Genomic DNA, 12,829 nt, shown 5'->3' on the forward strand with positions numbered 1-12,829 from the left:
TGAAGTATAAGCCGCCTATGATTTTGGGATCGCCCGGACTCCATGGACGCGGACCGGGTCGTATCGATCTTAATGGGCTTGTTGGGAAATGCGCATTACGTCATTTTGCCTATGTTTCGCTGCATGGCGCTGGCTCTTGCCGGCTGCAACGACGCTTTGGAACCGTCACCGCGTACTGATCTGTCGAAGGTCAAGAACAAGGTCGAGCAACCGCTGTCCCGGCCATATCCTTGCCGATATGCGGACGAAAGGCATGGACCGCAATTCCCCGATCATGATCCGCATCTTCAAGGAAGAAGGCGCCCTCGAAGATCTGGAAGGCAAAGACGCGACAACCGCTTCGACAAGATCGCCGGATTACAAGATCTGCGCGTGGTCCGGCCGGCTGGGCCCGAAGGTCAAGACTGGCGACCGGCAGGCGCCGGAGGGCTTCTACAACTTGACACGGGCGAACCTGAACCCGAACTCCAAATATTATCTGGCGATCAACACCGGCTTTCCCGAACCGATACGACGCCGTCAACGGCCGCACGGGCTCCGACTCTGATGATCCACGGCGCCTGCTCGTCTTCCGGCTGCTATTCGATGACCGACGAGCAGGTTCTGGAAATCTACGCTTTCGCGCGCGATGCCTTCAAGGGCGGCCAGGCAACCGTGCAGCTGCAGGCTTTCCCCTTCCGCATGACGGCGGAAAACATGGTTCAAGCATCGCCTGAACCAGCAACTACGACTTCTGGAAGATGCTGAAGGTCGGCTACGACAATTTCGAGGTCACCAAGCGCCCGCCGGAAGTGAATGTCTGCGAGAAGAAATATGTCTTCAACCAGCAGTTAGCGCGAGGGCAGCGCCGCCTTCAATGCCGGCCGGCCAGTGCCCAGCGATGTCCACGCCGCCGGCGCTGGCGTCAGCACTTGCTGCCTATAACAAAACATACGACGACCGACTATCGCCAGGGCCGATGAGGAAATTCGACGGCATGGCCTGGTACGACCCAACCGAAGCCGAGCGCAAAGCCGTCGGTCGCCAAGCAGCGCAAGGGCCGCGAACTCGCTTATGCTCCGACCGGCACGTCGCTGGAGGCGGGCCGCATGGTCAAGGTAGCCGAACTTGAGGACCAATGATGTCCGAACGCACCGCTGCACCCGCGGCCAATGCCGACGGCGACCGCCGCTGCAACGCCGGCACCGGCGGCAGCACCTGCTCAGCCAACAATGCGACGGCCGTTGCAGCCGGTTGTACCTGCCAATCATCCCCGTTCCGACGCAGAATCCGCTGGCCTTTCGCGCCGGAACCGCCTCCGCAGGAAACGGCCGAAGCCACCAAGAAGCCGTTCTGGAAATTCTGGGCCAGGAACTGAGCGGCTTGGACGCCTTTTCCTATGACCTGCGCGGCCTGAAATGCCCCCTTCCCGTGCTGAAGACCCGCCAGCAAGCTCTCTTCCATGACGAGCGGCGCGCTGATTCGGCGTCGAAACGACCGACCCGCTGGCTGGTGATCGACATCCCCCATTTCTGTAAGGAAGACGGCCACGCGTTACTGGAAACGGAGATAACCGAAACCGGTCACCGTTTCCTGATCCGCAAGCGATAATCTGCAGATCTTCATGCCAGGAATGGCGAGCGGATTGTCCGTTGAGAGCCGCGCGATCGGGCGTGTCGATGCCGCGGCTTTCCGAGAAATGCGTCGAAGAGGTCCTTCACGAAGTCCTCCGGCAGATCCTTGGTGATCAGAACCATGCGCGTGCGCCGGTCGACCGGATCCGGCCAGGCCGGAAGGCGCACCGGCGGGTGGAAGATGTTCTGCACGCCATGCAGCACCAGAGGCCTGCTCCGGTCTGTCCGAAGCGGAACGATGGCCTTCATGCGCAGCAGCTTTTCGCCATGCGCGGAGCGCAGCAGGTCGATGAACATCTCGAGCGCCATCGGCTCGATCGGCTTGTCTTCGACAATCGAGAAGGACCGGATCGACGCATCGTGACGGTTCACATCATGGGGATCTTGATGCGTCATGACCATGATGGTGGTGGTGATCGTGGCCATGGTCATGGTGATGGTCATCATTGCTCGTCTTCGTCGCGAAGCCAGCGGCCGACGTCGGCGATTCTTCGTTGCCGGGTCGTATAGACCGTTTACGAGAATCTCGCAGCGCTACCGGTCGGGCGCGCTGTCAGCATCCATCGGTCACCGCGCGCGGATTGAGGTGACTGCAGCCGCGCCTCCAGCGCCGACAGACAGCTCGGCGGATGCCATCGCCTGCTTCGACACGATGAGGCGATCGGCGACTGCGACTTGCCGGCGCGCCTCCTCGTGATTGGTGAGCGTCTGAAGACCATTGACTGCGTCAACGACCGTTACGACGCCGTCGAGTTCAAAATTGGTGGCGATAATCGGGTTGCCCATGATCGCCTGCATGACCGGCGCCGGATCGGCAAGGCCCGTAGTCTCGATCACGACACGTTTCACGGGCTTGACCCGGCCGGTCTGCACCGCATCCATGAGGTTTGCCAGCGTATCGACGAGCTCGCCGCGCACTGTGCAGCAAAGGCAGCCGTCAGAAAGCTCGATGATCGCATCGCCCGAGCTTTCGACGAGCAGATGGTCGATGCCGACATCGCCGAATTCGTTGATGATAACGGCGGCATCCTTCATCGCCGGATCTTTGAGGATGCGGTTCAGCAAGGTTGACTTACCGGCGCCAAGAAAGCCGGTCAGGATCGTGACCGGGATTGTGTCGTGATGACTGCTCATTTTCTTTTGCCTTAGAAGGACGTCGGGCGCGGCAGCGGTACCGGCACATTGGCAAGGTCGCCGATTGCCTCGGCCTTTGCCATCTTGTCCGGCTGGACTTCCTGGCCGGGAATGAGGCCGGCAAAGACGTAACGCGGCTCGTGATCCATTTCCTGGATATAGGGCGACTGCACTTTCATGCGGCCGACCTCGTCGCGCGTTTCGCTGCGCACCTTGGCACCCTTTGCGCTGCAGATATCGGCGCTCAAGTCGGTGACCTGATCCTGCCCCAGTCCGTAGGGTTTCAACGAACCCAAGGTATCGACTGCGGGAAACTGTGCCGTAAAGCCCTTCTGCAACAGGTTCGCCGTCGCATCCGCACGCGCCGCGAGGCTGTCTGTGCCCAGAACGACCGAAATGATGGTGCGGCCGTTACGTGTCGCCGAACCGATCTGGTTGAAGCCCGACGCGCAGATGAAACCGGTCTTCATGCCATCCGCACCGGCGAAACGGCCGATCAGCATGATTGATAGTTCGGCGTGTTCGTCTTGCCGTTGGTAAAGCCTTCAAGAGCGAAATAGCCCGCATATTGCGGGAAGTCACGCCGTAACGCGACCGTCAGGACTGCGAGATCGCGCGCCGTCGTATATTGGCCCCTGCCCGGCAGGCCGTTCGGATTGACGAAATGCGAATCCGACATGCCGAGCTTTGCTGCATCGGAATTCATGCGCAGGACAAAGGCATCCTGCGTCCCAGCGACGGCCTCTGCCACGGCAACCGCGACGTCATTCGCCGACTTGATCATGAGGATCTTCAACGCGCTGTCGAGCGTCAGCTTCTGCCCCGGCTTGTAATACATTTTCGCAGCCGGCTGGGCAGCCGCCTGCTTGCTGATGACGATCGGCGCTTCGAGGCTGATCTCGCCGGCGCGGATTGCATTGAACACCGTATAGGCCGTCATCAGCTTCGTCAGCGATGCCGGGTACCATTTGCGAAAGGCTTCCTCATGCTCCAGCACGCGGCCGCTTTGGACATCGACGAGGATATGCGGATTGGCCTGCGCCAGCGGAACCGAGAAGAAAAAAGGCCGGCGGTAGACGGTGGCTGCGAGTGAAATCAAACGGTTTCTGGCGTCGTCTGACACGGTTCGTCCCTAAGATGTCCGGAAATCTCGAAAGCTCCACCTATTTAGCTTATATGGCCATGACATGGCAAAGGTCATTGAATAAGTTATTTCCGCGGCGCAGCATTGCGCAAGCCGCCGGACAACCCGATTTCGACGACAGGAAGCTACGTATGCCGATTTTGAACAGAGCCGCTGAAATGCAAGCCGAAGTGGCCGAATGGCGCCGCCATATCCACGCCCGGCCGGAGCTTCTTTTCGCGGTCGAAAACACGGCAGCCTTCGTTGCCGGCAAGCTCAGGGAGTTCGGCGTTGACGAAATCGTGACCGGCATCGGCCGCACCGGCGTGGTCGGCCTGATCAAGGGCAAGGGAGAGGGCAGCCGCACGATCGGCCTCCGCGCCGACATGGACGCCTTGCCGCTGACTGGAGATCACCGGCAAGCCCTGGGCCTCGACGACGCCCGGCAAGATGCATGCCTGCGGCCATGACGGCCACACGGCAATGCTGCTCGGCGCCGCGAAATATCTTGCCGAGACCCGCAACTTCAACGGCAACATCGCCGTCATCTTCCAGCCGGCCGAAGAGGGCGGCGGCGGCGGCAACCTGATGGTCCAGGACGGCATGATGGAGCGCTTCGGTATCGAGGAGGTGTACGGGATGCATAACCTGCCGGGCCTTCCCGTCGGCGCAGTTCGCCATCCGCCAAGGGCGCGATCATGGCGGCAACGGACGAGTTCACGGTGACGATCAAGGGCCTCGGCGGTCATGCCGCCCAGCCGCACCGGACGATCGACCCGATTGCGATCGGTGCGCAGATCGTCACCAACCTGCAGATGATCGCCTCGCGCAGCGCCGATCCGCTGCGTTCTGTCGTCGTCTCGGTTACCAAGTTCAATGCAGGTTTCGCCCACAACGTCATTCCGAATGACGCGCATGATCGCCGGCACGATCCGCACGCTCGACGCAGAAGTCCGCGATCTGGCGGAAACACGGCTGAAGCAGATCATCAACGGCCTGGCCGCCGCCCATGGCGCGCAGGCCGACATCAGTTTCCACCGCAACTATCCCGTCACCGTCAACCACGCCACCGAGACCGACCCATGCGATTGCCATCGCCAGCGACATAGCGGGCGCGGCAAACGTCAACTGCGAAATCGATCCGATGATGGGAGGCGAGGATTTCTCCTACATGCTGAACGCCCGTCCCGGCGCTTTCATCTTCATCGGCAACGGCGACAGCGCAGGCCTTCACAATCCGGCCTATGATTTTAACGACGAAGCCATTGCCCACGGCATCTCCTATTGGGTCCGCCTTGCCGAACAGCGTTTGGGCGCGTGAAAATCTATACTCGATAAGAGCCTCAAAAAAGTCTTGGCTTCCCGCCAAGCCTTTTGTATGCATGGCACGGAGTGGTCCCGTAGCTCAGCAGGATAGAGCATCAGATTCCTAATCTGGGGGTCGCGCGTTCGAATCGCGCCGGGATCACCAAAACATTCCGAGGAAGCCCTCAATGCGGATAGTGCCTCACTGAATGGGCTTGCGAGGGCTGGCGGTGTGTTCCTTCACCACTTCATTTGAACTATCGACTTCCTGAAGCAAGACGTCATAGCCCCAAAGATTGGCGAGATGCTGCAGGACGAGCTTCGTATTCGGCCTCCTGAAGAAACCAATCGTTCGTGACATTGTGGCGCAAGAGAAGGCGGCGGTCACCGGCAAGATCGACATCGACGATGTCTATTCCCGGGTCGATCCAGCCGATGTCGTATTCGCGGGAAAGCTGACGGCGGATGCGCCGATAGCCGCGTTCGTCGTGGATTGCCGAAACCAGAATTCCTTCTTCCTGCTCCGGGTCGTCGTAAAGATGGAAAAGGCGCAACTGGCGGATCAGGTTGGGGCTTAGAAACTGATTGATGAAACTCTCGTCCCGATAATCGGCCCAGATGTCACGCAGCACGGACATTGCATCGCCTTGTCCGGCAATGTCCGGGAACCACGCCCTGTCCTCTTCCGTCGGTGCCGTCACGATCCGCTCGATATCCTGCATCATTGCAAAACCCAGCGCATAGGGATTGAAGCCCGAGAAACGACGATCGTCGTAGTTGGGCTGGAACACGACATTGGCATGTGATTTCAGGAATTCGAGGAAGTTTCCGTCGCTGATCTGCCCGCGCTCATGAAGCCTGTTCATGATCCGGTAGTGGACGTAGGTGGCCGTTCCCTCGTTCATCACCTTGGTCTGGCGCTGCGGGTGAAAATACTGCGCGACATGGCGGACGATGCGCAAAATCTCACGCTGCCATGGCTGCAGCAATGGCGCTGATTTTTCGAGGAAGTAGAGGATGTTGTCCTGAGGAAGGCCAAGGGCGAGGCGCCGCTTCTCCAGGCCGACATCGGCTGCCGTGCGCTTCTTGCCGGCGGGAACAGTGCGCCAAAGATCGTTGAACACCTGCTCTTCGTGGACGCGGCGCTCCTGCTCCCGCCGCTCCTCGCCACGAAGGTCGACCTTCGTCTTGCCGGCGTGCCGATGCACGCCATGCGACATCAGCGCGTGCGCGGCATCGAGCGTACGCTCGACCTCGACTTCGCCGTAGCGCTCCTCGCAGCGGGCGATGTAGCTCTTGGCGAAATTGAGGTAGTCGAGGATACCGTCGGCATCCGTCCAGAGCTGGAAGAGATAGTTGTTCTTGAAGAAGTGATTATGTCCGAAAGCGGCGTGCGCGATGACCAAGCGTCTGCATCGTCGCCGAGTTCTCCTCCATCAGATAGGAGATGCAGGGCGAACTGTTGATGACGATTTCATAGGCAAGGTCGCGCATGCCGCGACGGTAGAAAGCCTCGTGATGGGCGAAATGCTTGCCGAAGGACCAATGGCGATAGAAGAGCGGCATGCCGGTCGACGAGTAGGCATCCAGCATCTGTTCCGAAGTGATGACCTCGATCTGATTTGGGTAGACATCCAGGCCGAGTTCGCCGAGCGCGATCTCCTCGCAGGCGTCATGAACGCGCTGGAGCGTTGGAAAATCCCAGTCGGCGCCGTTAAACAGCAACCGCTCCTTTGACATCGACGTGGTCGTCATGGCGCCACCTTCGACTGTGCATCGCGTTTCTGGAAGAGATCGTGGAACACCGGGAATATTTCGTTGCGCCGGCACACCTTGCGCATGGACAGGGGCACCTGTTCGGCACGGATCCCTTCGTAAAGCGTCCAGAGCGGTGAACGGGACACGGAGGAATCGCTGTCTTCCTCGCCGACCTCGATATAGGCGAAATACTGGCACAGCGGCAAAATCTCATGACGCAGCAGTTGCCCTGTCATGGTGCCGTCCGAATAGGAGTTGTCACCATCGGAAGCCTGGGCGGCATAGATGTTCCACTCCGCCGGATCGAATCGCGCCGCGACAATCGTGCGCATCGCCGCAAGTGCGCTTGATACCAGCGTACCGCCCGTCGCCGGACCATAGAAGAAGGTTTCCTCGTCGACTTCTTCGGCTTTGTCCGTATGGCGGATGAAGACGATCTCGACCTTCTTGTAGCGCTGCGACAGGAAAAGGTAGAGCAGCAGGTAGAACCGCTTCGCAAGATCCTTCATATGCTCCGACATAGAGCCGGAGACGTCCATCAGGCAGAACATGACGGCCTTCGCCACCGGTTTCGGCTCGCTTTCGAAGCGGCGATAGCGCACATCGAGCGGATCGATATAAGGAATGCGCCGGCTTTTTTCCGTCAACGCGTTGAGTTTAGCCTCAAGAGACAGGCGCTTCTCGTCGTCTTCGCATTCCCCGATCTCGCGCCGAAGTGCTTCCATCTCCTGGATGCGCGGGCGGCGAAGCGCGATCCGTCGCATCATCGCCATCCGCGTCGTGCGACCGACAGCAATGTTGGACGGTGAACCGGATACCGAATAACCGGCCCGCACAGGGCTTTCTTCCTCGGTTTCCGTCAGCCGCCGCTTGGCGAGATCGGGCAGTTCCAGATCATCAAGAAAGACGTCGAGGAACTCCTCGCGCGTCAGCACGAAGCGGAAACCATCCTCGCCGTCGCCTTCACCTGCCTCCTTCGGCCTGCCGCCGCTCTTGCCAGGCGGCCGCGGGATGATGTCCCCCTCAACGAAGGCTCTGTTTCCCGGCAGAATTTGATCGCTGATGCCGCCCTCGCCCCGGCGGAAACCCGGCTCTGTCAGGCCGTCAATCGGCAGGGTGATTTCGCCACCGTCGAGCACGTCCCGAATATTACGGCTTTGCAGAGAACGTTTCACCGCCTGCTGCACGGCGCTTTTCGCGCGCCGAAGAAACCGTTGACGATTTTCCAAGCTTTTACCGCGCGGATTGAGCCGGCGGTCGACAATGTGCATGATAGCTCCCGCGTGAGCGTTAACTTGCCTGCTTAACGCGCATGTACCATTCCACGAGGCGCCGAACCTGTCTTTCGGTGTAGCCGCGCGTGGTCATGCGCGAAACGAATTCACTGTGTTTCTTTTCGGCTTCGCCGTCCTTCTTCGTGCCGAACGAAATAACTGGCAGCAGGTCCTCGACTTGCGAGAACATGCGTTTCTCGATCACCTCCCTGATCTTTTCATAGCTCGTCCAGGACGGGTTTTTCCCGCTGTTGTTTGCCCGCGACCGCAAGCAGAACTTGACGATTTCGTTGCGGAAGTCCTTCGGGTTGGCGATGCCCGCCGGCTTTTCAATCTTCGTCAGCTCCTGATTGAGCAGTTCCCGGTCGAGAAGCTGGCCGGTATCCGGATCCTTGAAGTCCACATCCTCGATCCAGGCATCGGCATAGTCCACGTAGCGATCGAAAAGATTCTGTCCGTAATCGGCATAGGATTCCAGATAGGCTTTCTGAATTTCGTTACCGATGAACTCCGCATAGCGCGGCGCGAGTTCGGCCTTGATGAACTCCATGTAGCGCTTCTCGATCTCGTCAGGAAACTGCTCGCGGCGGATCGCCTGTTCCAGAACGTACATCAGATGAACCGGATCGGCCCCCACTTCGCTCGTGTGATGATTAAAGGTCGAAGCGAGCACTTTGAAGGCGAAACGTGTCGATATTCCGTCCATTCCCTCGTCAACGCCGCCCGCATCCCGATATTCCTGGACACTACGGGCGCGCGGATCGGTCTCCTTGAGGCTTTCGCCGTCATAGGTGCGCATCTTGGAAAAATATGTCGAGTTTTCATGCTTTCGCAAGCGCGAAAGCACCGAAAAGCGCGCCAGCATTTTAAGCGTCCCCGGTGCACAAGGAGCATCCGCGAGTTCCGACCCTTCGATCAGTTTCTCGTAGATCTTCTGCTCCTCGGTGACCCGAAGGCAATACGGCACCTTGATGACGCAGATGCGGTCGATGAAAGCTTCATTGTTCTTGTTCGCCTTGAAACTCTGCCATTCGGCCTCGTTGGAATGCGCAAGAACAATGCCCGAAAAAGGAATGGCGCCGATATTTTCGGTACCAATGTAATTCCCCTCCTGCGTCGCTGTCAGCAGGGGATGCAGCATCTTGATTGGCGCCTTGAACATCTCGACGAATTCCAGCAGGCCCTGGTTGGCGCGGTTGAGCGCGCCGGAATAGCTGTAGGCGTCCGGATCATTCTGGGAATAGGTCTCAAGCTTGCGGATATCGACCTTGCCCGCCAGCGAAGAAATATCCTGATTGTTCTCGTCGCCCGGCTCGGTCTTGGCGATCGCGATCTGGCGCAACCGCGAAGGCTGCATTCTGACGACGCGGAATTGGGAAATATCGCCACCGAACTCGTCAAGCCGCTTCAGGCACCAAGGGCTCATTAGCCCGGTCAGCCGCCGCGTCGGAATGCCGTATTCCTCAAGGAGCAGCGACCCCATTGTGGCTGGATCAAAGAGGCTGAGCGGACTTTCAAAGACCGGACTGACCTCCTCGCCCGCCTTCAGCACAAAGATCGGATGGACTTCCATCAACTGCTTCAATCGTTCAGCCAGCGACGACTTGCCGCCGCCGACCGGACCGAGCAGATAAAGAATCTGCTTACGCTCCTCGAGCCCCTGTGCGGCATGTGTGAAGAAGGAAACGATACGCTCGATCGTCTCCTCCATGCCGTAAAAGCCAGTGAAGGCCGGGTAGGTCCGGATCGTCCTGTTCATGAAGACCCGACCGAGGCGCAGGTCCTTGGCGGTGTCCAATACCTCCGGTTCGCCTATCGCTGCTAGGAGACGCTCCGTCGCGTTGGCATAGGCAAGCGGCTCCTGCTTGCAGAGCGACAAGTATTCTGTGATGGACATCTCAGTTTCGCGTCGCGTTTCATAGTTACGCGTAAACGCATCGAACACGGATTCATTCAGCATGGGCCCTCCATTCAAGGTTTATGCCACAGGCTCCCGAAATAGCCGTACCACCGCAATGGAAACAACATTTCGTTGAGAATCAATATGTTTAATGAATTGATTGGACACCTGTCGGCCGTCTATGGCAATGCACAAAAATGTGCATCCACCGGTCGTTTTGGCTCCAATCAAACTAACTATACTATATCCTAATTCGTAAGGCGCCAGTGCGATATCAGCACATTTCAGGACGTGACATGAGGCCGCAAAGGGCTTCTAATGCCGCTGCTGCTGATTCCCGCGCGCGGAAAATCGAAAGATTCCACGCTTGACCAGTTGCGCTTACGATTTTGATTCCCACGAGCCGGCATAAACAGCGCGGGAACGCGAGCCTTACATGCTCCAGCGGACGCTTTTGCTATATTTGCCGAACCAAACATCAAACTCCTCATCCGAGCTTGGCGCCCCTTCCGACATGACGAAAGGGGCGTAACGCAACTTGTCAGGCCGGGGTGAGCGTCATCGACGCGCCGGCCGCTGCAATATTGAGACCGAGCTGGCCTGTTACGCTGAGAGGCTGGAGATGGATCGATCCCGCGGTACCACCGACCAAGACATTCGCACCGACACCGGCGCCAAGCGTGGCTTCAGCCACGGCGCCGACATAAAGGCCACCGAGCGAGCCGCGATGATAGCCGGCAGTCGGCGCGAAGACGGCCCAAATGAGGCGGCTGCGCGTCGTGAAGCCGAGATCCACACCGAGTTTCCTGATATCGCCGGTATAGTGATCGGAAATCTCCTGACCAACACTCGAAGAAAAAACGCAGTCGGCCTCCTTCGCTGAACCCAGCACGTAGCCTAGGCCTCCACCGACATCGCATGTCAGGAGGCCAATCTTGACCCCACCGCGTACGTCCGGCTCTTGGTAGGTGCGTGCGTCTGGCTCTTGGTAGCGCCGGATCGTGTCTGCTGCGTTTGCAGCCGTCACGCAGGCTTGAGCCAGTGACGCTGCGGCAACTATCATCGCAATGGACTTTTTCATCATGGTCTCCTTACTCAAATTATGGCGATGGCATTGGGTTCAGCCGGCGAAGAACAAACTCTGAAACACATAACGTGCGTCGTCGAAGAATGATCCCAACTGTCTCCCCCTTATCTGCATGTCATGGCGCCGTGCCTTGGGCGCCGTGCCTTGGTTGCATGTTGCGGACAGCAAACACTGCTCACATCGCAAACGGACATTTCGAAGGCGCAGCCTAAATCGGCCCGGGTCGGCGTCCTTTTCTCCCAGCAAGTGGCGGAAAAGCGACAGCGAGCAAATGGCTCCCGATATCGTCATCGGGAACTTTGAAATAGGGCTGGCGTTGAAGGCGAAACAGGGAGTGTTTCGTCATGCGTACAAAGATGACCATCCTTGCGATTGCTTACGTCGCGATCAGTGGCCTGTTGCTTGCAATCGCTCATCAGTCGTCCGGCCCAGTCACCACAGAAAAGACCGACCGCGCGGGCGGCGCAGGCAATGGCTCGGTATTCCTTAGCGAGCGCTTTGCCGGCTGAATCAGCTAAAAGTAATGTAGGCCGCGCAATCCACCGGTCCAACTGCGGGGTGCCAATCTTTCGTCCTGGTTTATGGTGGCGCGTGTGCATTCAACCAGGCAGGATCCGGTTTCGAACAGAGCGTACGCCCTGAACGGCTCGCGCGACGGCCGTGGCACGTTCGATTTCATCGGCAGTACCAACCGAGCCGGTGAGTACGATGTCGTCGCCTTCGGCCGTTACTTCAACGTCCGAAGCGTCGATGCCGCCAGCTGTCGCAAGCGCGCCAGCCACTGCCCTTTCAAGCGATGCATGATCGACCGACACCGCTTCGATTCCAGGCTGCTTCCCGTGGAATGTAGCCTTCTTGAAAACCATGATCGTTCCTCCTGTTGGATTGCGGGGAAACGCAAAGGCAACCGGCTTTGTTGCAGCCGTCGATCTCGTGATCGCCTACCAGCTTACCCGGTAGTTGACATTGACGCTGGCTGAACGTCCCGACGAAAGCGGATCGGTCACCGAAGCATTGAGATTGAGGTTTGGAAGAACAGTCTGGCTGACGCCCACTGAACTCGAAAAATCCTTGCCGAAATCCGTCACGCTGCTTCCTGCCGAAATTGACGTTCCAGTCCACGGATAAATCAGTTTCAGCGCCTGGGTCGCCGTCACCGACGTCTGACGCGTTTCGACGGCAGCGTAGCCGACGCTGACAGCCCGGCTTGTCTGCAGGTCGAGCGAGTCAGAGAGAATAAAACTGCGCGAGCGGCTCAGCATCAGCGAACCACTGCCGCGCAACGTATCGATCCGGAGGCTTGCATCCTGTTGCGCTTTGCCTGCCGGCGTGACGCGCGCCTTTGTGATCTTTCCCCAAAACGTCGCCTGTTCGGAGCCGGGCTGGATAGCCTCGCCATCGGTCGACGCGAGCGCCAGGTCGGCGCCGGCGCTCGTTTCCCATTCGAAAGGCAGGCGAAAACCCATCGTCGCCTTGTAGGATTGCTCGGAAACCCGCACTGGTGCCCAGATCAAAAGATTGTCCGCCTTGGCCGGAAGGGCCCCCAGAAGGCATACGCCCGACAATAGTATTTTCTTAAACGTCGTCATCAAATCCAATCGCACTCAGCGCGCACCGCGCAAAAACCCGCTGATG

The 12,829-nt window shown here is 58.7% G+C and carries 6 protein-coding genes, 1 tRNA gene and 6 pseudogenes; 5 read left to right on the forward strand and 8 right to left on the reverse strand.

The window, feature by feature from the left end; genetic code table 11:
• Positions 1-62: 62 nt before the first annotated feature.
• Positions 63-1,357: pseudogene (locus ACW4PC_RS12380) on the forward strand (L,D-transpeptidase family protein).
• A gap of 5 nt (positions 1,358-1,362) precedes the next feature.
• Positions 1,363-1,590: pseudogene (locus ACW4PC_RS12385) on the forward strand (sulfurtransferase TusA family protein).
• On the opposite strand, the pseudogene ACW4PC_RS12390 reads toward ACW4PC_RS12385, so the two are convergent.
• Together ACW4PC_RS12390 and ACW4PC_RS12395 are read right to left on the reverse strand one after the other, a co-directional pair.
• Positions 1,534-2,747 (reverse strand): annotated as a pseudogene (locus tag ACW4PC_RS12390) (CobW family GTP-binding protein). The pseudogenes ACW4PC_RS12385 and ACW4PC_RS12390 overlap by 57 nt on opposite strands.
• Positions 2,748-2,758: 11 nt before the next feature.
• Positions 2,759-3,846, reverse strand: a pseudogene (locus ACW4PC_RS12395) (D-alanyl-D-alanine carboxypeptidase family protein).
• A gap of 176 nt (positions 3,847-4,022) precedes the next feature.
• Between ACW4PC_RS12395 and ACW4PC_RS12400 the strand changes: the two are divergent.
• Positions 4,023-5,191 (forward strand): annotated as a pseudogene (locus ACW4PC_RS12400) (M20 aminoacylase family protein).
• Between the two features lie 73 nt (positions 5,192-5,264).
• Positions 5,265-5,341: transfer RNA gene (locus ACW4PC_RS12405), tRNA-Arg, on the forward strand.
• A gap of 36 nt (positions 5,342-5,377) precedes the next feature.
• On the opposite strand, the pseudogene ACW4PC_RS12410 reads toward ACW4PC_RS12405, so the two are convergent.
• The 4 genes and pseudogenes from ACW4PC_RS12410 to ACW4PC_RS12425 all read right to left on the reverse strand — a co-directional run bounded on the left by ACW4PC_RS12410 (position 5,378) and on the right by ACW4PC_RS12425 (position 11,188).
• A pseudogene (locus ACW4PC_RS12410) lies at positions 5,378-6,930 on the reverse strand (SpoVR family protein).
• Positions 6,927-8,204, reverse strand: a complete 1,278-nt coding sequence (locus tag ACW4PC_RS12415) for a YeaH/YhbH family protein (RefSeq protein ID WP_455874006.1) — start codon at positions 8,202-8,204, stop codon at positions 6,927-6,929. The pseudogene ACW4PC_RS12410 and the gene ACW4PC_RS12415 overlap by 4 nt, the downstream one beginning before the upstream one ends.
• A gap of 19 nt (positions 8,205-8,223) precedes the next feature.
• The gene (locus ACW4PC_RS12420) at positions 8,224-10,167 is read right to left on the reverse strand and encodes a PrkA family serine protein kinase (protein ID WP_039846313.1); all 1,944 of its coding nucleotides are present in this window, start codon (positions 10,165-10,167) and stop codon (positions 8,224-8,226) included.
• A gap of 481 nt (positions 10,168-10,648) precedes the next feature.
• Complete coding sequence (locus ACW4PC_RS12425) at positions 10,649-11,188, reverse strand: DUF992 domain-containing protein (RefSeq protein WP_455874998.1); 540 nt, start codon at positions 11,186-11,188, stop codon at positions 10,649-10,651.
• Positions 11,189-11,538: 350 nt separating this feature from the next.
• Here ACW4PC_RS12425 and ACW4PC_RS12430 point away from each other — a divergent pair, with 350 nt between their 5' ends.
• A complete protein-coding gene (locus ACW4PC_RS12430) occupies positions 11,539-11,703 on the forward strand; it encodes a hypothetical protein (RefSeq protein ID WP_455874007.1) in 165 nt (54 codons plus the stop codon).
• 90 nt (positions 11,704-11,793) lie between these two features.
• On the opposite strand, the gene ACW4PC_RS12435 is transcribed toward ACW4PC_RS12430, so the two are convergent.
• Entirely contained in the window at positions 11,794-12,060 is a 267-nt protein-coding gene (locus ACW4PC_RS12435) for a BON domain-containing protein (protein WP_455874008.1), read from the reverse strand.
• A gap of 75 nt (positions 12,061-12,135) precedes the next feature.
• Positions 12,136-12,783, reverse strand: a complete 648-nt coding sequence (locus ACW4PC_RS12440) for a hypothetical protein (RefSeq protein ID WP_455874009.1) — start codon at positions 12,781-12,783, stop codon at positions 12,136-12,138.
• Between the last annotated feature and the right edge of the window lie 46 nt (positions 12,784-12,829).

Source organism: Rhizobium yanglingense, assembly GCF_977109285.1.

Excerpts from the sequence above, each read along its gene's own strand:
- ACW4PC_RS12415 (WP_455874006.1), bottom strand. The coding sequence starts at position 8,204 with ATGCACATTGTCGACCGCCGGCTCAATCCGCGCGGTAAAAGCTTGGAA.
- ACW4PC_RS12440 (WP_455874009.1), bottom strand. The coding sequence starts at position 12,783 with ATGACGACGTTTAAGAAAATACTATTGTCGGGCGTATGCCTTCTGGGG.
- ACW4PC_RS12425 (WP_455874998.1), bottom strand. The coding sequence starts at position 11,188 with ATGAAAAAGTCCATTGCGATGATAGTTGCCGCAGCGTCACTGGCTCAA.
- ACW4PC_RS12435 (WP_455874008.1), bottom strand. The coding sequence starts at position 12,060 with ATGGTTTTCAAGAAGGCTACATTCCACGGGAAGCAGCCTGGAATCGAA.
- ACW4PC_RS12420 (WP_039846313.1), bottom strand. The coding sequence starts at position 10,167 with ATGCTGAATGAATCCGTGTTCGATGCGTTTACGCGTAACTATGAAACG.
- ACW4PC_RS12430 (WP_455874007.1), top strand. The coding sequence starts at position 11,539 with ATGCGTACAAAGATGACCATCCTTGCGATTGCTTACGTCGCGATCAGT.